Annotated in this window: 18 protein-coding genes; 15 read left to right on the forward strand and 3 right to left on the reverse strand. The window is 45.2% G+C overall.

Annotation, left to right across the window (positions count from 1 at the left end):
• Positions 1-90: 90 nt before the first annotated feature.
• The 3 genes from scfB (at position 91) to yajC (ending at position 3,058) form a co-directional block, all read left to right on the forward strand.
• Positions 91-1,485, forward strand: coding sequence for a thioether cross-link-forming SCIFF peptide maturase (scfB, locus tag ABFV83_RS19690; protein WP_349946308.1), 1,395 nt, complete (start codon positions 91-93; stop codon positions 1,483-1,485).
• An 88-nt stretch (positions 1,486-1,573) separates the two neighbouring features.
• On the forward strand, positions 1,574-2,713 hold the full coding sequence (gene tgt, locus ABFV83_RS19695; RefSeq protein WP_349946310.1) for a tRNA guanosine(34) transglycosylase Tgt: 1,140 nt from the start codon (positions 1,574-1,576) through the stop codon (positions 2,711-2,713).
• A gap of 72 nt (positions 2,714-2,785) precedes the next feature.
• Positions 2,786-3,058: a preprotein translocase subunit YajC gene (gene yajC, locus ABFV83_RS19700; RefSeq protein ID WP_349948955.1), complete on the forward strand. Its 273-nt coding sequence runs from the start codon at positions 2,786-2,788 to the stop codon at positions 3,056-3,058.
• A gap of 146 nt (positions 3,059-3,204) precedes the next feature.
• Here the strand turns inward: yajC and ABFV83_RS19705 are convergent, their stop codons facing one another.
• Entirely contained in the window at positions 3,205-3,936 is a 732-nt protein-coding gene (locus ABFV83_RS19705; RefSeq protein ID WP_054738443.1) for a 3-oxoacyl-ACP reductase FabG, read from the reverse strand.
• A 199-nt stretch (positions 3,937-4,135) separates the two neighbouring features.
• Here ABFV83_RS19705 and trxB point away from each other — a divergent pair, with 199 nt between their 5' ends.
• Positions 4,136-5,053 carry a thioredoxin-disulfide reductase gene (gene trxB, locus ABFV83_RS19710; RefSeq protein WP_349946312.1) on the forward strand — a complete coding sequence of 306 codons (918 nt, stop codon included), beginning with the start codon at positions 4,136-4,138 and terminating at the stop codon, positions 5,051-5,053.
• Between the two features lie 144 nt (positions 5,054-5,197).
• On the opposite strand, the gene ABFV83_RS19715 is transcribed toward trxB, so the two are convergent.
• On the reverse strand, positions 5,198-5,920 hold the full coding sequence (locus ABFV83_RS19715) for a GntR family transcriptional regulator (protein WP_349946314.1): 723 nt from the start codon (positions 5,918-5,920) through the stop codon (positions 5,198-5,200).
• Between the two features lie 302 nt (positions 5,921-6,222).
• Here ABFV83_RS19715 and ABFV83_RS19720 point away from each other — a divergent pair, with 302 nt between their 5' ends.
• The 6 genes from ABFV83_RS19720 (at position 6,223) to ABFV83_RS19745 (ending at position 10,546) form a co-directional block, all read left to right on the forward strand.
• Positions 6,223-6,645, forward strand: coding sequence for a hypothetical protein (locus tag ABFV83_RS19720; RefSeq protein WP_349946316.1), 423 nt, complete (start codon positions 6,223-6,225; stop codon positions 6,643-6,645).
• Positions 6,642-7,106, forward strand: a complete 465-nt coding sequence (locus ABFV83_RS19725) for a PTS sugar transporter subunit IIB (protein WP_349946317.1) — start codon at positions 6,642-6,644, stop codon at positions 7,104-7,106. The genes ABFV83_RS19720 and ABFV83_RS19725 overlap by 4 nt, the downstream gene beginning before the upstream one ends.
• A gap of 34 nt (positions 7,107-7,140) precedes the next feature.
• Complete coding sequence (locus tag ABFV83_RS19730; RefSeq protein WP_349946319.1) at positions 7,141-7,938, forward strand: PTS sugar transporter subunit IIC; 798 nt, start codon at positions 7,141-7,143, stop codon at positions 7,936-7,938.
• 12 nt (positions 7,939-7,950) lie between these two features.
• On the forward strand, positions 7,951-8,793 hold the full coding sequence (locus ABFV83_RS19735; protein WP_349946320.1) for a PTS system mannose/fructose/sorbose family transporter subunit IID: 843 nt from the start codon (positions 7,951-7,953) through the stop codon (positions 8,791-8,793).
• Between the two features lie 70 nt (positions 8,794-8,863).
• Positions 8,864-9,847, forward strand: coding sequence for an SIS domain-containing protein (locus ABFV83_RS19740; RefSeq protein ID WP_349946322.1), 984 nt, complete (start codon positions 8,864-8,866; stop codon positions 9,845-9,847).
• 66 nt (positions 9,848-9,913) lie between these two features.
• The gene (locus ABFV83_RS19745; protein ID WP_349946323.1) at positions 9,914-10,546 is read left to right on the forward strand and encodes an HAD family phosphatase; all 633 of its coding nucleotides are present in this window, start codon (positions 9,914-9,916) and stop codon (positions 10,544-10,546) included.
• 124 nt (positions 10,547-10,670) lie between these two features.
• Here ABFV83_RS19745 and raiA read toward each other — a convergent pair whose 3' ends face one another.
• Positions 10,671-11,198, reverse strand: coding sequence for a ribosome-associated translation inhibitor RaiA (raiA, locus tag ABFV83_RS19750; RefSeq protein WP_349946325.1), 528 nt, complete (start codon positions 11,196-11,198; stop codon positions 10,671-10,673).
• A 615-nt stretch (positions 11,199-11,813) separates the two neighbouring features.
• Between raiA and secA the strand changes: the two genes are divergently transcribed.
• The 5 genes from secA (at position 11,814) to ABFV83_RS19775 (ending at position 18,699) form a co-directional block, all read left to right on the forward strand.
• Positions 11,814-14,384, forward strand: coding sequence for a preprotein translocase subunit SecA (gene secA / locus ABFV83_RS19755; protein WP_349946327.1), 2,571 nt, complete (start codon positions 11,814-11,816; stop codon positions 14,382-14,384).
• Between the two features lie 92 nt (positions 14,385-14,476).
• Positions 14,477-15,611 (forward strand): peptide chain release factor 2 gene (prfB, locus tag ABFV83_RS19760; RefSeq protein ID WP_349946329.1). Its coding sequence is split into 2 segments (ribosomal slippage): positions 14,477-14,551 and positions 14,553-15,611, totalling 1,134 coding nucleotides; the frame shifts between segments, so codons are not numbered across the junction.
• Between the two features lie 140 nt (positions 15,612-15,751).
• Complete coding sequence (locus ABFV83_RS19765; protein ID WP_312447239.1) at positions 15,752-16,195, forward strand: ACT domain-containing protein; 444 nt, start codon at positions 15,752-15,754, stop codon at positions 16,193-16,195.
• Positions 16,196-16,201: 6 nt separating this feature from the next.
• The gene (locus ABFV83_RS19770; protein ID WP_349946331.1) at positions 16,202-17,425 is read left to right on the forward strand and encodes a homoserine dehydrogenase; all 1,224 of its coding nucleotides are present in this window, start codon (positions 16,202-16,204) and stop codon (positions 17,423-17,425) included.
• Between the two features lie 65 nt (positions 17,426-17,490).
• The gene (locus ABFV83_RS19775; protein ID WP_349946333.1) at positions 17,491-18,699 is read left to right on the forward strand and encodes an aspartate kinase; all 1,209 of its coding nucleotides are present in this window, start codon (positions 17,491-17,493) and stop codon (positions 18,697-18,699) included.
• Positions 18,700-18,705: the final 6 nt, after the last annotated feature.

The raw sequence follows: 18,705 nt of genomic DNA on the forward strand, positions 1-18,705 counted from the left end.
GCCCCTACGGTCGTGATGACGGTAGGGGTTCATTCGCTTGTCTGCCAAAAACCAATAACAGGTTAATCTTTTCAATTAAGGAGAATACAAGTGATTCATCAATATATCAGCAATGGCTTCCATATTATTATGGATGTCAACAGCGGTTCTGTTCATTCTGTGGATCCGGTCATGTATGATGCCGTAGAGACCGCCGCAGGAATGGTTCCGGAGATGGAAGAGGGCCAGCCCCTTCCTAAAGAGGTTGGAGAAAAAGTGCGGACCAGCCTTTCTGAAACATACGGAGAGACAGAAGTAGAAGAGGTGCTGGAGGAGATTCAGTATCTGATCGATAAGGGAGAGCTTTTTACAAAGGATATGTATCACGATTATGTGATCGATTTTAAAAAGCGGCAGACAGTGGTAAAGGCTCTTTGCTTACATATTGCCCATGACTGCAACCTGGCCTGCAAGTATTGCTTTGCAGAAGAAGGGGAGTACCATGGCAGACGGGCTCTGATGTCCTTTGAAGTGGGGAAAAAGGCCCTGGACTTTCTCATTGCCAATTCCGGGAACCGAAGAAACTTAGAAGTGGACTTTTTTGGCGGAGAGCCGCTGATGAATTGGGACGTAGTAAAGCAGCTTGTTGAATACGGACGGAAAAAAGAGAAAGAATATAATAAGAACTTCCGTTTTACCATGACCACCAACGGTGTTCTGTTAAACGATGAGATCATGGAGTTCTGCAACCGGGAAATGAGCAATGTGGTCTTAAGCCTTGATGGCCGTAAAGAAGTCAATGACAATATGCGTCCCTTCCGCAACGGAAAAGGCAGCTACGAGCTGATCGTTCCCAAATTCCAGAAATTTGCCCGGCTTCGGGAAACCAAAGATTATTACATCAGAGGAACCTTTACCCGCCATAATATGGATTTTGCAAAGGATGTCCTGGAATTTGCGGATCTTGGCTTTACAAGTATGTCCATAGAGCCTGTGGTGGCACAGCCGGAAGAGGAGTATGCCATCAGAGAGGAAGACCTTCCCCAGATCTTAAAAGAGTATGATGATCTTGCTGTGGAATACATTAACAGGCAGAAGGAAGGAAAGGGATTCAATTTCTTCCACTTTAATATTGACTTAAACCAGGGCCCATGTGTGGCAAAGCGCCTGTCCGGCTGTGGTTCCGGAACCGAGTATCTGGCGGTGACTCCATGGGGAGATTTTTATCCGTGCCACCAGTTTGTGGGTGAGGAAAAATTCCTTCTTGGCAACGTGGATACAGGCGTAACAAATTCAGAGATCCGTGATGAGTTCAAGCTTTGCAATGTTTATGCAAAGGACAAGTGCCGGGACTGCTTTGCCAGGTTTTACTGCAGCGGAGGCTGTGCGGCTAACTCCCACAACTTCCACGGAAGTATCACGGATGCTTACGATATCGGCTGTGAAATGCAGAAGAAGCGGATCGAATGCGCCATCATGATCAAGGCGGCTTTGGCGGAAGAATGAGAATACAAAAGTAACTGATAATCGTTAATATCCTACGGATATTACCTTTGTACCCCAAAAGCGTGGGCAGGAAAAGGGAAAAAAACAGATGAATTATAAGATCATTGCAAAGGATGGACGCGCAAAGCGGGGCGAGGTAACCACTGTTCACGGCACCATCCAGACCCCGGTATTCATGAACGTGGGTACGGTAGGAGCCATTAAAGGGGCTGTTTCCACAGATGATCTCCGTGAGATCAGAACCCAGGTAGAACTGTCCAATACCTACCATCTTCATGTGCGTACCGGCGATAAATTAATCAAAGAGTTTGGCGGCCTTCACCGTTTTATGAACTGGGACCGTCCCATTCTTACGGATTCAGGCGGTTTTCAGGTATTTTCCCTGACCGGCTTAAGGAAAATAAAGGAGGAAGGCGTTTACTTCCAGTCCCATATAGACGGGCACAAGATTTTCATGGGTCCGGAAGAGAGCATGCAGATCCAGTCTAACCTGGCATCTACCATTGCCATGGCCTTTGACGAATGCCCGCCTCATCCGGCCACAAGGGAATATATGCAAAACAGCGTAGACCGTACCACCAGATGGCTGGAACGGTGCCGTACTGAAATGGCAAGGCTTAATACCCTGCCTGATACCTTAAACAGGGACCAGCTGTTATTCGGCATTAACCAGGGCGGAACCTTTGAAGATATCCGCATCGCCCATGCAAAAACCATATCCGCTATGGACTTGGACGGCTATGCCTTAGGCGGACTGGCTGTGGGAGAAAGCCATGAGGAGATGTACAGGATATTAGATGAGACGGTACCTTATCTGCCGGAGAATAAGCCAACCTATCTGATGGGAGTGGGAACTCCCGCCAATATTTTAGAGTCCGTAGACAGGGGCGTGGACTTTTTTGACTGCGTATATCCGTCAAGGAACGGCCGCCATGGTCATGTATATACCAATCATGGAAAAATGAATTTATTTAATGCCAAATATGAGCTGGACCACAGGCCCATTGAAGAGGGATGTGGGTGTCCGGCCTGCCGTTCCTACAGCAGGGCCTATATCAGGCACCTTTTAAAGGCAAAAGAAATGCTTGGCATGAGATTATGTGTATTGCATAATTTATATTTTTATAATACAATGATGGAAGAGATCCGCGATGCAATTGAGAACCACAGTTATGGGGAATACAAGGAGCAGAAGCTTGGCCGTATGATGGCAGGTCAGACCTCCTAAAATAGGGGACAAGCAGCAGGCGGATCGTTATATAAGGAGGAAATGGTTATGTTTTCAGCAACAGGCGGTACCATGGGCGTGGGCTTTTGGGTCATTTATATCGCGGTGATCTTTGGCTTCATGTATTTTATCGCAATCAGACCCCAGAAAAGGGAGAAAAAGAAACAGCAGGAGATGTTTGCAAACATTGCAATCGGAGACAGCGTTTTGACCTCCGGTGGTTTTTATGGTGTGATCATTGATATGACAGATGATACGGTTATTGTAGAGTTCGGCAACAATAAGAACTGCAGGATTCCTATGCAGAAGACTGCTATCGTTCAGGTAGAAAAAGCACAGGCTTAAGAAATCAGGGCACCCGGAAAGAGGTTTACTTTTTCCGGGTGCCTTTTTATAGGGAAAGTCCAGCGCTCCGGCGAGGGAGCCTGTTTTCCATGGCGTCAGTATACACCAGGGGTTTTCCAACATATGATTTAGTAAGGGGTATTAAATTAAAGCCAGCCTCCGTCAAGGCCGATGATCTGCCCGGTCAGATAGGAATTTTTATAGCCCAGGTGGTATACTAAATCAGCTACCTCCTCTGCTTTTCCCAGCCGTCCGGCCGGAATCCCATCGATGAGAGCGATTAATTCATCCTCCTCCAGAAACTGGTTCATTTCCGTATCAATGGCGCCGCAGGCAACGGCGTTGACCTGGATATTGCTTGGAGCCAGTTCCTTGGCAAGAGCCTTTGTAAAAGCGTTGATACCGCCTTTTGTAGCGGAATAAGCGACTTCGCAGGAGGCACCTGATATTCCCCATACAGAAGAGATGTTAATGATCTTTCCTTGCTTTTTTTCTACCATTCCGGGAATGGCCAGCTTGCAGCAGTTGAATACTGACGTTAAGTTGGTGCGGATAATCCGGTCCCAGGCATCCGTGCTCATATCCTGCAACAGGCCGATGTAGGAGATGCCGGCGTTATTAACCAGGACATCCAGTGTACCAAACTGCTTGCGCACCTGTTCAAAGAGCGCCTGGCACTGGTTCATGTCCCCCATGTCCCCCATGCAGGAAAGACAAGATACCTGATATGCTTCCAGCTCCTTTTTTACTTGTACAAGTCGGTCCTCACTGTGAAGGCAGTTGATGACCACGTTGTATCCTTTTTTAGCAAATTTAACGGCAACAGCTTTTCCGATTCCCCGGGAAGCTCCCGTTATAAGTACTGTTTTTCTAGGCATAACATCACTCCTTCTGTCGATTTATGATATCTTTATTCTATCAAATCGTCAGGAATAATGCAACGTGGTCGGATAAAGGACTATTTGCATTTTTGGTGATTTTGTTACAGACCAGGCATTGCATACTTAAGGGCTGGTGAGATATAATGAAGATAGAAAACTTAATATCAGATAGAATAGAGAAAGCAGGTAGATAAATATGAATGAGATTTATGATGTAGTGATCATCGGCTCCGGGCCCGCGGGGCTTTCGGCTGCGGTTTATGGTAAAAGGGCTGAATTTAAGATGGTAGTGATTGAAAAAGAGGTGGCAAGCGGCGGGCAGGTCCTTAATACTTATGAAGTGGATAATTACCCGGGGCTGCCTGGAATTAACGGCTATGATCTTGGAATGAAGTTCCGGGAGCATGCAGAGAAGCTGGGAGCAGAGTTTTCCACAGACGAGGTCCTTCGGATCGAAGCGTCTGACGGAGAATTTACCGTAGTAGGAGAAGAGAGGGCCTACGCAACAAAATCGGTCATCATCGCTACCGGAGCCCAGCACCGGAAGCTGAGCGTAATCGGTGAAGAGGAGCTTACGGGCATGGGAGTTTCCTACTGCGCTACCTGTGACGGTGCATTTTTCCGCAATAAGGTGGCGGCAGTGGTGGGCGGCGGCGACGTTGCCATTGAAGATGCCATTTTCCTGGCCAGAATGTGTAAAAAGGTATACTTAATTCATAGGAGAAATAAGCTGAGAGGGGCAAAGACTTTGCAGACCCAGCTGTTTAACCAGAAAAATGTGGAGATCATCTGGGATACCGTGGTAGAGGAGATCGAAGGCGGAGACCAGGTGGAATCCCTGACCATAAAGAACGCCAAGACCGAGGAATCGAAAAAGCTTGCGGTAGACGGAGTGTTCATAGCGGTAGGAATCAACCCGCAAAGCGAAGCGTTTAACAACTTAGTGGAGATGGATCATGGCTATATAAAGGCCGGTGAGGACTGTGAAACCAATATTCCCGGAATCTTTGCAGCCGGCGATGTGCGCACCAAGCAGCTTCGCCAGGTTTCCACAGCTGTTTCTGACGGTGCAAATGCCATTACCAGCGTAGAGCGGTATCTGACACGAATCTAAGCATTAGAAAAAGCAGCCAGGACAATTGTCCTGGCTGTTCAGACTGCTCTGAAAAACTAAAACTAAAAAAACATATGCTAAAAAGGCCCATGTAAAAGTGGGCTTTTCTTTTACGTAGTTTTTTAGATACAGTTACTAGAGATATTATAACTCAAACATATATCTGCTGCCCACATAATATTGGCGACCTATACAGAGGGGGATGCCGTCCTGGTCGATGAAATAGCAGTTCATGTGCAAAAGCGGTTCGCCAACGGGTATGCCCAACTTCTGTGCCTGATCTGAGGAAGCGCGAGCAATCTCCAGACTGCGACGGGAAGTATCATGAATGGCTTTTTTGCCGACACGCTCGATGGTTTCAAACATGGAGCAGTCATTTAAATTTTCATCCATTAATGCCCTGTATTTCTGATATGGGAGAAAAAGATTTTCAAGAAAAATGGGAAGTCCATCTGCGGTCCGCACTCTCTCGATATAGAGCAGCAGTTCATCAGATCCAAATCCAAAGAAATCCTTATCGTCCTTTCGAACGGGTACAATCTGCCGGCTGATGAGTTTTGCACCGGCCTGCATACCATAGTTTTGACATGTTTTTGTGAAGCTTTCCAGGCGGTTTCCTTCAGCAATCTTGCGGTGGATGCGCGGTGCACTTACAAAGGTTCCCCGTCCCTGACGTTTTATCAGGTATCCTTCACTGCACAGTTCCTCTATTGCACGCCTTATGGTGATACGGCTGACGGAATATTCTGCGCTTAGCTCTGGTTCGGATGGAATCTGTTCTTTTACTTTATACTTTCCCTGTTCAATGGTGGCCTTGATATCTTCTTTAATCTGCTGATATAGCGGGGCTACATTTCCTTCATTCATAAAAATTCTCCTTATCATCTATAATCATCATAACGTCTTATGATAATTAATCCCACTATACATTTTTTTAAAAAAACTGTCAAGATATTTGAAGAGAAATGTTCTTATAAAAGGTTTTTGATGGTTATGCATAAAATATAAGGCTTATTTAAAATAAAAGCTACAAAGTTATATTTTTTATACAATAAAACTTGACAGTTGATGGGATTGGTTGTAAAATTACATAACAACACAGACGTCTATGATGTCTGAAACGATATAACTTTAATGTTGGGGTTTAAATTTATGAAAGGAGAATGCAAATGAACAGAATAATTCTTGCTTCTCACGCCGGAATGTCTGCGGGAATCAAGGATACCCTTCAAATGGTACTGGGAGAACTGCCCAACCTCTATGTGGTTGCCACAACAAGGGACGAATCAGAGACTATCGTGACGGTCACGCGTCGGTTGCTGGAGAAGTTCGAACCGGGAGATCAGGTGGTGATTCTGACAGATATACTTGGCGGAAGTGTGAATAATGACATGATGACGTTACTCACGGATTATTCCGATATCCGGATTATCTGCGGAATGAACCTTAGTTTGGTGCTTAGTCTGGCTATGCATACAGAACCGTGGACCGGGGGAATTTTAAGAGATGCGATTCATCAGGCAAAGGAACAGATTATTGACTGCACAGAAATGATAAAGGGTGCAGCAGCAGAAAATGGGGGAGATTTATGATTAAATTAGTAAGATTGGATTACAGGTTACTTCACGGACAAGTGGTGTTTGCATGGACTGGCTATGTGGGTGCACAGCGTATTATCATTGTAGATGATGAGGCAGCTTCCGATGAGCTTAAGAAGACAGCTCTTTCTCTCAGCAAGCCAGTGGGGGTAAGGCTGAATATCTTCAGCCTGGAGACAACCCTGGCCAAGATGCCGAAGGTCGAAACATTAAATGAGAACATTATGATGATTTTTGGAAACACAAAAACTCTGCGGGCTTTCTGCGAGGCTTATCCGAAAATTAAGGAAATCAACTATGGTGCACAGGCAAACAGAGAGGGAACTAAACAGTATGCCAGTTCCATTTTCCTGACAGAGAGTGAAGTGGAAGATACCCATTGTCTTTTTAATATGGGCATCAAGCTGAATGTACAGCAGACGCCGAGTCACAAATCAGAAACTTTGGCTCTGTAGATTCTGAAACAATAAATATAGGAGGAGTCATACTATGTTAGGTATTTCTATCATTCTGGGATTGATTGGGGTGATGTGCATTCTGGATTCCAGAATTCTTGGGCGTTTGAATCTGGAGCGTCCACTGATCACCTGTACTCTTGTGGGTCTGGTTCTAGGCGATCTGCCTACCGGACTTGCGGTAGGAGCATCATTAGAACTTATAAGTCTTGGTATTGTAAATATTGGTGCAGCAGCTCCGCCAGATATGAACATGGCAGCAATTATCACCTGTGCATTTGCCATTTTGACAGATGCCACCATGGAGACAGCTCTGGCTCTTGCGGTTCCAATCGCAGTGCTTGGACAAGTGCTTGGCGTTCTTATCAGAACGCTTCTGGCAAATCTGACCCATGTTGCAGACAGAGCCATTGTGCAGGGGAAATTTAAACAGGCTTACCGGATGCATATTGTGTGGGGCACTCTGTGTTATTCCTTGATGTATTTTATTCCAATCTTTCTGGCAGTATATGCAGGTACAAATATGGTACAGTACATTGTCAGCGTCATTCCGGCCTGGTTTACGGATGGTCTGAATCTGGGAAGTAAATTACTTACAGCCTATGGTATTGCACTTTTAATGTCTTCCATGATGAACAGGGAGCTTACGGTTTATTTTGTACTGGGATTCTTTATGGTTGGCTACTTGGGACTGAATATTACGGCAATTGCTATCTTTGCAGTGATTATTGCAATTATTCTTAATGGTCTGAAATTTCGCGGTACAGTCTCAGCGGCTTCTGCTTCTGGCAGAACCCTGGACGATTCAGATCCGTTAGAAGACGATTTATAAGGAGGAAAATATATGAGTAATACAAAGACAGAGCCAGGCAAGCGGTCTGATTTCAGAAAATATCTTCAGTTTTTCTGGAGATCATGGGCGATTCAGGCATCCTGGAACTATGAACGCCAGATGAATATGGGGTTCTTGTATGGGATTGCGCCGACCTTAGATGAGTTGTATCCTGATGAGAATGACCCGGTTCAGAAAGCTCATAAGCAGGAAGCATACAAGCGGCATATGGCTTTTTACAACTGCACCCCCCAGACTAGTGCATTTACACTTGGACTGGCGGCTTCCATGGAGGAGCAGTATGCAGCGGACAGAGAGGAGTTTAACCCGGACACAATCAATGCAGTGAAGACTTCTCTGATGGGACCATTATCTGGTGTGGGCGATTCGTTCTTTCAGGGTACGGTTCGTGTTATCGCATTTGGACTTGGTATCTCTCTGGCACAGCAGGGGAGTATTTTAGGACCGGTCCTGGCCATTGTGCTCTCCTTTATTCCAGCATGGTTGGTAACCTGGTTCGCCGGTAAGCTCGGCTATACCATGGGAAGCAAATATCTGACAAAATTGCAGGGCGGCGGTCTGATGGATCAGCTGATGTTTGTTTGTGGAGTCGTGGGGCTGATGGTAGTTGGAGCGATGGTAGCAAGTATGGTTGGCATTACAACTCCAGTCGCATTTGCAAGCACAGGATTAGTATTGCAGGATGTGGTTGACAGTATTCTGCCACAAACACTCAACCTTCTGGTCACATTGGCCATGTTTACCCTGATTCGTAAGAAGATACCGACTGGCGCATTGCTTATAGTCTGCATTGTGGGCGGTATTGTGATCAATGCACTGGGGATTCTGGCGTAATCAATTATTAAATGTGTGTTTTGTTATTTAAAACGATATAAAAAGATGAATGAAAGAGGAGAATTTTATTATGTACAATATCAATTTGAACCAGGTGAAAGAAATTGTATCTACCATTGTTGCGGATCATACCATTGAAAACGTAGCATTTGTAGGCTGTGGTGCTTCCAAAAGTGAGCTTTATCCGGCAAAATATTTTCTGTCCAATGCCAGTAAGAAGCTTCGCGTGTCCCACTTCACTGCCAATGAATTTAACTATGACACTCCGGACTGGCTAGGGGATACCACGGTAGTAATCTCTGCTTCTTTGGGGGGAAGTACTCCAGAGACTGTAGAGGCAAATTCAGTGGCTAAGGCGGCTGGTGCAACCGTGATTAGTGTGACCCATGCATCTGGTTCTGCACTGACAAAAGATGCGGACTACAGTATTATCCATGGATTTGAGGCAAATTATGCAGCGAAATTGGAGAAAATGGGCTATGTGATGGCTCTCGCCCTGGAAATCCTGCAACAGACAGACGGATATGACAAATATGATAAGATGATTGATGGGTTCGGCAAGATTTTTGAACTGGCCGAGAAAAGCGCCCAGTCCGCAAAGAAAGCCGCAAAACAGTTCGCAGAGGAATATAAGGATGCACCTGTTGTATATGTAATGTCCAGCGGCGGAAGTACAGAGGTTGCTTATTCCACCTCTATTTGCCTGATGATGGAGATGCAGTGGATCAATTCCGGCAGTTTCAATTCCGGTGAGTTTTTCCATGGGCCATTCGAAATTGTTGATAAGAATGTTCCATTTATCCTGCTGATGAATGACGGCAAGACTCGTAACATTGACGCACGGGCTTTGACCTTCTTACAGCGTTTCAATGCATTGACAACAGTGGTTGATGCCAAGGATTATGGACTGTCTTCTATAATCAGCAGTGATGTTGCCACTTATTTCAACCCACTTTTACATACTGCAGTGTTTCGCGTGTATGCGGAAGAACTGTCCAGCATCCGCCAGCATCCGCTGTCAAAACGCCGTTATATGTGGAAGCTGGAGTATTAAGATAAGACAAGTGTGCAGGGGAGAGTGGTTCAGCTATCACAGATAAAGAGATGGAGATAAATAGATATGGTTAAAGGAATTGTATTTGATATGGATGGAGTCCTGGCTGATACAGAACATTTCTATCAAAAACGTCGTGAAGCATTTCTGATGGAAAAGCAGTTTCGCTTTGAAGCAGGTCTGAATTTTATCGGTTCCAATGATGAAGCCATCTGGGAAGCCCTTGTTCCGGATAATCCGATCCTGCGTCAAGATATGCTGATGGAGTATCGCGAATACCGGGCGCATTATCCGGTACGTTACAAAGAGTTGGTGAATCCGCAGGTTATGCCCCTGTTCACCATTCTGAAAAAACAGGGTTTGAAAATTGGCATTGCCTCCTCATCGGATTTGGGGTCCATTGATGCCATGATTGATGCAGCTGGAATCAATGGTCTTGTGGATTACCGTATTAGCGGAATGGAATGCAGCGCCCACAAGCCGGATCCCGAGATTTATAGAAAGGCGTTGCATGCGTTGGGGCTGGCTCCAGATCAGGCATTTGCGGTAGAAGATTCTCCATCTGGTATTGCAGCAGCATTAAATGCAGGATTGAAGGTATACGCCTTAAAGCCGCAGCATGGGGAGCTTATAGATCAGAGTGCGGCTACGGCTGTGATCGGGCAGTTGAAAGAGGTGCTTACACTGCTGTTGAAATAAAATAATTATTGGGAGTAGTGGAATAGAATATGAGAAAAACAGCCGTAGCTTATTGCTCCGGCTGTTTTTTGCAGGTTGGCAGGCGGAAATTCGCAATCCACCTCGCAGCATGTTCTTGATTCGGCTAAAATTCCGGTTCAATCAGGCCGTAGGAGCCGCCTTTTCTTTTGTAAACCACATTGACTTCATCTGTATCCGCATTTAAGAATACATAGAAGCTGTGACCAAGAAGTTCCATCTGAACACAGGCTTCTTCCGGATCCATGGGCTTTATGGCAAATTTCTTTGTCTTAACGATCTCCACATAATCGTCTGCCTGGGTTTCATCTTCCAGAAAAGCTTTGGAAAAGGAGGGGACGTTCAGTTTTTTATCGATTAATTTGTTCTTATATTTTTTCAACTGGCGTTCCAGGATCTCTTCTACAAGATCAATGGAAACGTACATGTCTGTACTGGATTCTTCCGCTCTGATTATATGTCCTTTCACTGGAATAGTCACTTCAATTTTTTGTATTTCTTTCTGCACGCTGAGTCTTACTGTTGCTTCTGTGGCAGGAGCGAAGAAACGGTCCAACTTTCCAAGCTTGTCCTCGATTGCCTCGCGTAATCCTGGTGTTACCTCAATATTTCTCCCTGTAATTGTAAAACGCATAAGTCATCAGCTCCTTTTTCTTGAGATGGTTATAGTATAGCATATTTTTGAGAACAATTCAATTACATTGTAAAATTATAAGATAATTATTGGTAATTTTTTGTAAAATGTCTCTACTTATTATTTTGTCTGTTTATTGAAAAACTATAGATGGGTATAAAAAAAAGTCAAGGGAAAAAGGGTATTTTCCGTCGAAAAAGGAAATTTTATGACATATATACAAAAATATCCCAGGTTGATAGCGGGATGGGAAATATGGGAATCTGTGGAGAAAAAATGTGGATAATGTGGATAACTCGGTGCATAACTGTTTTTTCCACTAATTATGGGATTTCATCGTGGGGATAAAAGTGGGGGAAAAATACACAATGGGATGTGGATAATGTGGAAAAGCGGAGAATCGAACAAGTTTTTTGTGCAATGTGTCAGATTGACCATAAATTTTTCCAGATTTGCCGTTGATTGCTGTGGAAAAAGGAAGGACCTGGTAATAACAGGCCCTGTTTATTACCAGAATGTTAATTTTTTATGAATTCGTTGAATTAAGAAGGAGTTAGTGCTACAATATACGAGATTGTATCGTGTATATCGTTAAGAAGAGTAGGAGAATGAAATATGAACTTCGTTCAAAAAATATTTGGAACTCATAGTGAAAGAGAATTGAAATTAATAGAACCTATTGTGGATAAGATAGAAGCTCTGCGTCCGACCATGGTTGCACTTACGGATGAGGAGCTGCGGAATAACACAAGGCTCTTTAAGGAAAGGCTTTCATCAGGCGAGACTCTTGATGATATTTTACCGGAAGCTTATGCAACGGTGAGAGAGGCAGCACGAAGAGTTCTTAATATGGAACATTTCCGTGTACAGCTCATTGGCGGAATCGTTCTTCATCAGGGACGTATTTCCGAAATGAAGACAGGTGAAGGTAAGACCCTGGTATCTACCTGCCCAGCTTATTTAAATGCTTTGGCAGGCAATGGAGTCCAGATCGTAACGGTCAATGATTACCTGGCAAAACGAGATGCTGAGTGGATGGGAAGAGTTCATGAGTTCCTGGGACTGACTGTCGGGGTTGTGCTTAACTCCATGAATTCTGACGAAAGACGTGCCGCATACAACTGCGACATTACCTATGTAACCAACAACGAGCTTGGTTTTGATTATCTGAGAGATAACATGGCCATCTATAAGGAACAGATGGTTTTAAGAAATTTAGACTTTTGTATCATTGATGAGGTTGACTCCGTATTAATTGATGAGGCAAGAACGCCTCTTATTATTTCCGGACAGAGCGGCAAGTCCACAAAGCTCTATGAGGTTTGTGATATTCTGGCCCACCAGTTGGAAAGGGGCGAGACTTCCGGGGAATTTTCCAAGATGGCAGCCATTATGGGAGAAGAGATTACGGAAACCGGCGACTTTGTCGTGGATGAAAAGGACAAGGTTGTCAACTTGACCGAACAGGGTGTGGATAAGGTAGAGCAGTTCTTCCACATCGAGAACTTATCTGATCCCCAGAACTTAGAGATTCAGCATAACATCATTCTGGCCCTCCGTGCCAATTACCTCATGTTCCGGGATAAGGATTATGTTGTAAAGGATGACGAGGTACTGATCGTTGATGAGTTTACCGGACGTATCATGCCCGGCAGACGTTATTCCGACGGACTCCATCAGGCGATTGAAGCCAAGGAGCACGTAAATGTGCGCAGGGAGAGCAAGACTCTTGCCACCATCACCTTCCAGAACTTCTTTAATAAGTATAATAAAAAAGCAGGGATGACTGGTACTGCCCTTACAGAAGAAAAGGAATTCCGTAATACCTACGGCATGGATGCCATTTCCATCCCGACCAACCGTTCCATTGCCCGTATTGATCAGGAGGATGCCGTTTATAAAACAAAGAAAGAGAAATTTGAGGCGGTATGCAATGAGGTGGAGATCGCTTACGAGAAGGGACAGCCTGTCCTGGTAGGTACCATTACCATTGAAACCTCTGAAATGTTAAGCAATATGTTGCGGCGCCGGGGCATTCCCCACAAGGTGCTCAATGCAAAATATCATGAGCTGGAAGCTGAGATCGTAGCGGATGCAGGTGTGCATAAGGCTGTTACCATTGCAACCAACATGGCAGGCCGTGGTACGGATATCAAGCTTGACGATGAATCAAAGGCAGCAGGCGGCTTAAAGATCATTGGTACAGAACGTCATGAATCCCGCCGTATTGATAACCAGCTGCGCGGCCGTTCCGGACGTCAGGGTGATCCGGGAGAATCCAGATTTTACATCTCCCTTGAAGATGACTTAATGCGTCTGTTTGGTTCCGAACGTCTGGTAGGCATGTTCAATACCCTTGGCGTGCCGGAAGGAGAGCAGATCGAACACAAGATGCTCTCAAACGCCATTGAAAAGGCTCAGATGAAGATTGAGACAAACAACTACGGCATCCGTGAGAACCTTTTGAAATACGATGAGGTCATGAACGAACAGCGTGAAGTGATCTATGAGGAGAGAAGAAAGGTTCTGGATGGAGACAATATGCGTGATTTCATCTTAAAGATGGTGACGGATATTGTGGAAAATGCGGTAGATCTTTCCGTCAGCGACGACCAGGCGCCGGAGGAATGGGATTTGGGCGAGCTTAACAACCTTCTTCTCCCCATCATTCCGCTGCAGCCCGTCACTCTTCCGGAGGATAAGAAGATCAGGAAGAATGAACTGAAGCATATGCTGAAGGAAGAAGCAATTAAGCTGTATGAATCCAAGGAAGCAGAATTCCCTGATGGAGAACAGATCCGTGAAATCGAGCGGGTAATTCTCTTAAAGGTAATTGATAATAAATGGATGTCCCATATTGACGACATGGATCAGCTGCGTCAGGGCATCGGCCTGCAGGCTTACGGACAGAGAGATCCGCTGGTGGAATATAAGATGAGCGGATATCAGATGTTTGATGAGATGGCTGCGGCCATTCGGGAGGATACCGTAAGAATCTTATTCCACATCCGCGTGGAGCAGAAGGTGGAGAGAGAACCGGCTGCCAAGGTGACTGGAACCAATAAGGATGAAAGCTCTCCCAAGGCACCGGTAAAGAAAGTGGAAGCCAAGGTATATCCCAATGATCCGTGTCCATGCGGTTCCGGTAAGAAATACAAGCAGTGCTGCGGACGTAAATTAGTATAGTATTTTTATAAAATTGGAGTTCGCACCCTTTTTAAGGACCGGACTCCAATTTTGTATAGATAAATAATTAAATTCAGAAAGTGGGTGACACAGTGGTAGAGTTAGATCAGTACAAATACGAATTATCAACATTTGAAAAACCATTAGTGGAAGTGAGGGATTCACTTTGACTTAGATAATAAGTTAAAGAGAATCGATGAGCTGGACAAGTCCATGGAAGAACCGGGCTTTTGGGAGGATCCTGAAAAGTCAACAAAGATTGTACAGCTTGCAAAGAATTTAAAAGATACGGTTCAGACCTATAAGGACTTAGAGCAGCAGTATGAAGACATTGGCGTGATGATCGAGATGGGAAATGAGGAAAATGACCCATCCCTGGTTCCGGAAGTTGAAGAGATGTTAAATCAGTTCAAGGAAAAGCTGGAAGACATGCGCATCAACACCCTGCTGTCCGGAGAGTATGATGGTCACAATGCCATCTTAAAGCTTAACGCAGGTGCGGGAGGAACCGAATCCTGTGACTGGTGCGGCATGCTGTACCGTATGTTCTGCCGTTGGGCGGAGAAAAAGGGCTTTTCTTTGGAAGTCCTTGATTACCTTGACGGGGATGAAGCGGGCATTAAATCCGTTACGGTACAGATCAACGGGCCCAATGCCTATGGGTATTTAAAGTCGGAAAAGGGAGTTCACCGTCTGGTGCGCATCTCACCGTTTAATGCCGCGGGCAAACGTCAGACCTCCTTTGTATCCTGTGATGTTATGCCGGATATTGAAGAGGACTTAGATGTGGAGATCAATGAAGAGGACCTTCGCATTGATACCTACCGGTCTAGCGGTGCAGGCGGACAGCATATCAACAAAACCTCCTCGGCCATCCGCATTACCCACCTTCCTACCGGAATTGTAGTCCAGTGCCAGAATGAGCGCTCCCAGTTCCAGAACAAGGACAAGGCCATGCAGATGTTAAAGGCAAAGCTTTATATGGTGAAGCAGCAGGAAAATGCGGAGAAATTGTCCGGCATCCGTGGTGATGTGACAGAGATCGGCTGGGGTAACCAGATACGTTCCTATGTCCTTCAGCCTTATACCATGGTCAAGGATCACAGGACCAATGCGGAAACAGGCAATGTAGGAAGCGTTCTGGATGGTGCTTTGGATCTGTTCATGTACGCCTATTTACGCTGGCTTAGCACCGGGGCAAAATCCGGAGAGAGCAGCGCAGAATAGAGGATTTCCCCTGTATTTTTTTAAAAACCAAAGAAAATAAATAGAAAAATAGTTGCATACCCAGACTAAATATGATAATATCTTCCCTATGAGCACAGATGTATTTCCGATGCGGACACAGAAGGGAAGATATTTTTATTATGGAAGAAAAAAGTAAATATTTTGTGGTAAAGCAAAAGGCTGTACCTGAAGTATTGCTGAAAGTAGTTGAGGCAAAAAAACTGTTGGAGTCGGAGCGCGTCATCACCGTTCAGGAGGCGACTGACCGGGTCGGTATCAGCCGCAGCTCTTTTTATAAGTATAAGGATGATATCTTTCCTTTTTATGATAATACGAAGGGAAAAACCATTACACTTGTGATGCAGATGGATGATGAACCAGGCTTACTGTCCGACCTGCTTCATGTGGTAGCTGTGTACCGCGCCAATATCCTTACCATACACCAGAGCATTCCGGTCAACGGGGTGGCCACCTTGACATTAAGCGTGGAAGTCCTTGAGACTACCGGTAATGTTTCTAAAATGGTAGAGGATATAGAAGAAAAAGATGGGGTCCACTACGTTAAAATTTTAGCCAGGGAGTAGATAGATATGAAGAATATTGCAGTTATGGGCTATGGTACCATTGGATCAGGTGTGGTAGAGGTTTTGGAAAGAAACAGGGAGATCATTGCCAAAAGAGTGGGCGATGAGGTCAATGTGAAGTATGTTCTGGATTTAAGAGAATTTCCAGGAGATCCTGCAGAAAATAAGATCGTTCATGATTTTTCCGTCATTGAGAAGGATTCTGAAGTGTCCATGGTGATTGAGACCATGGGAGGATTAAATCCCGCTTATTTTTTTGTGAAGGCAAGCCTGATGGCAGGCAAGCATGTGGCTACTTCCAATAAGGCACTGGTGGCGGCACACGGCACCGAGCTTTTAGAGATTGCCAGAGAGCAGAATGTGAATTTCTTTTTTGAGGCAAGTGTAGGCGGAGGGATACCCGTTATACGTCCTCTTTATACTTCTCTTGCAGGCGAGGAGATTGAAGAGGTCACCGGAATTTTAAATGGAACCACCAACTACATATTGACAAAAATGGACAAAGCAGGAGAGACCTTTGAAGCGGCCTTAAGAGAGGCTCAGGAGCTTGGTTACGCAGAGCGGAACCCGGAAGCCGATGTGGAGGGACATGATACCTGCCGAAAGATTGCCATTCTGACGGCCATGGCAACGGGACACGAGGTCAATTATGAGCATATTTATACAGAAGGGATTACAAAAATAACGGATGTGGATTTCCGTTATGCTGATGCAATGGGAACCTCTGTAAAACTGTTTGGCTCAAGCCGGATTCAGGACGGAACGGTCCATGCATTTGTAGCCCCGGTCATGATCGGAAAGGATCACCCGTTATATTCCGTAAATGATGTTTATAACGGCATTCTGGTAAAAGGAAACATGTTAGGCACCTCCATGTTTTATGGAAGCGGTGCCGGAAAGCTTCCGACAGCCAGTGCTGTGGTGGCGGATATTATGGAAGCCCTTAAAAATCAAGGCCGCCATGTGGAAATGGGCTGGGATAGAGAATGTCTTACCATTTCAGCTATGAACAGCTTTTCTTTCCGTTACTTTGTAAGGCTTAAAGGAATTGCTGAAAAGCGTTTGAAAGAAGTAGAGGCGGTATTTGGAAAGGTGGAAGTGGTGGAACTGGACCACATGGACGAATTTGCAGTTCTTACGGAAACCATGACCGAAGAAGAATACGAAGTAAAAGCGAAAAAGCTGCCGGGAATCAGACAGCGCATCCGCGCAGAAATCGTAACGGTGTAACAGGTTTATGAGCATACAGCAAAGCGGATCAGAATATCCGCTTGACTTTTCGCCAGGAGGCATCAATGTTAGTAGTGAAAAAATTTGGCGGTAGCTCCGTCGCAGATAAGGAAAGAATTTTTAATGTGGCAAAGCGCTGCATTGAGGAATATGAAAAAGGCAATCAGGTGGTAGTGGTCCTGTCCGCTATGGGAAAGACAACGGATGGTCTCATTGCAAAAGCACGTGAGATTAATCCCAATCCTCCTAAGAGAGAGATGGATATGCTGTTAGCTACCGGGGAACAGATCAGTGTTGCCCTCATGGCTATGGCAATGAATTCTTTGGGAGTTCCGGCCGTTTCTTTAAATGCGGCCCAGGTGGCCATGCACACCACCTCTGCCTACGGAATGGCCAAATTAAAGCGGATCGACACAGAACGGATACGGCATGAACTGGAGGCCAGGAAAATCGTGATCGTCACAGGTTTTCAGGGGGTTAATAAGTACGATGACTTAACGACCCTTGGCCGGGGAGGCTCCGATACAACGGCCGTGGCCCTTGCAGCAGCCCTTCATGCGGATGCATGTGAGATCTATACGGATGTGGATGGTGTATACACAGCAGACCCTCACATTGTTCCAAATGCCAGAAAGCTCCCTGAGGTTTCTTATGATGAAATGCTGGAATTCGCTTCCCTTGGAGCAAAAGTGCTCCATAACCGGTCTGTGGAGATGGCAAAGCGTTATGGAGTTCAGTTGGTTGTTCTGTCAAGTCTGACCAGGGCAGAAGGTACAGTTGTCAAGGAGGAAACAAAATTGGAAAGAATGCTGGTTAGCGGTGTGGCCGCGGATAAGAATGTAGCCCGTATTTCAGTGATCGGGGTTAGGAATACGCCTGGAATTGCTTTTAAAATCTTTAATCTCCTGGCAAAACACAATATTAATGTGGATATCATCATTCAGTCCATTGGACGGGAAGAGAGAAAGGACATCTCCTTTACGGTGGCAAAGACTGATTTAAAGGATACCATGGATCTGTTAAAGGAAAATATGAAATCCATCACAGCCCAGGATATAACATGCGAGGAAGGTGTGGCCAAGGTTTCCATTATCGGCGCAGGGATGACAGGCAATCCCGGAGTAGCGGCAAAGATGTTTGAGGCCCTTTCAAACGCTAATGTGAATATCAAGATGATCGCCACCTCTGAGATCCGGATAACGGTTCTCATCGATGAAGCAGATGTAAACCGTGCCATGAGAACGGTCCATGATGCTTTTGATCTGGCGGATTAAACAAAG

It is taken from the genome of Lacrimispora sp. BS-2 (assembly GCF_040207125.1).
In the GTDB taxonomy this organism is placed as follows: Bacteria; Bacillota; Clostridia; order Lachnospirales; family Lachnospiraceae; genus Lacrimispora.

Excerpts from the sequence above, each read along its gene's own strand:
- ABFV83_RS19725 (WP_349946317.1), top strand. The coding sequence starts at position 6,642 with ATGATTAAATTAGTAAGATTGGATTACAGGTTACTTCACGGACAAGTG.
- raiA (WP_349946325.1), bottom strand. The coding sequence starts at position 11,198 with ATGCGTTTTACAATTACAGGGAGAAATATTGAGGTAACACCAGGATTA.
- ABFV83_RS19715 (WP_349946314.1), bottom strand. The coding sequence starts at position 5,920 with ATGAATGAAGGAAATGTAGCCCCGCTATATCAGCAGATTAAAGAAGAT.
- secA (WP_349946327.1), top strand. The coding sequence starts at position 11,814 with ATGAACTTCGTTCAAAAAATATTTGGAACTCATAGTGAAAGAGAATTG.
- yajC (WP_349948955.1), top strand. The coding sequence starts at position 2,786 with ATGGGCGTGGGCTTTTGGGTCATTTATATCGCGGTGATCTTTGGCTTC.
- ABFV83_RS19770 (WP_349946331.1), top strand. The coding sequence starts at position 16,202 with ATGAAGAATATTGCAGTTATGGGCTATGGTACCATTGGATCAGGTGTG.
- ABFV83_RS19740 (WP_349946322.1), top strand. The coding sequence starts at position 8,864 with ATGTACAATATCAATTTGAACCAGGTGAAAGAAATTGTATCTACCATT.
- tgt (WP_349946310.1), top strand. The coding sequence starts at position 1,574 with ATGAATTATAAGATCATTGCAAAGGATGGACGCGCAAAGCGGGGCGAG.
- ABFV83_RS19765 (WP_312447239.1), top strand. The coding sequence starts at position 15,752 with ATGGAAGAAAAAAGTAAATATTTTGTGGTAAAGCAAAAGGCTGTACCT.
- ABFV83_RS19775 (WP_349946333.1), top strand. The coding sequence starts at position 17,491 with ATGTTAGTAGTGAAAAAATTTGGCGGTAGCTCCGTCGCAGATAAGGAA.
- ABFV83_RS19735 (WP_349946320.1), top strand. The coding sequence starts at position 7,951 with ATGAGTAATACAAAGACAGAGCCAGGCAAGCGGTCTGATTTCAGAAAA.
- ABFV83_RS19745 (WP_349946323.1), top strand. The coding sequence starts at position 9,914 with ATGGTTAAAGGAATTGTATTTGATATGGATGGAGTCCTGGCTGATACA.
- ABFV83_RS19730 (WP_349946319.1), top strand. The coding sequence starts at position 7,141 with ATGTTAGGTATTTCTATCATTCTGGGATTGATTGGGGTGATGTGCATT.
- ABFV83_RS19705 (WP_054738443.1), bottom strand. The coding sequence starts at position 3,936 with ATGCCTAGAAAAACAGTACTTATAACGGGAGCTTCCCGGGGAATCGGA.
- trxB (WP_349946312.1), top strand. The coding sequence starts at position 4,136 with ATGAATGAGATTTATGATGTAGTGATCATCGGCTCCGGGCCCGCGGGG.
- ABFV83_RS19720 (WP_349946316.1), top strand. The coding sequence starts at position 6,223 with ATGAACAGAATAATTCTTGCTTCTCACGCCGGAATGTCTGCGGGAATC.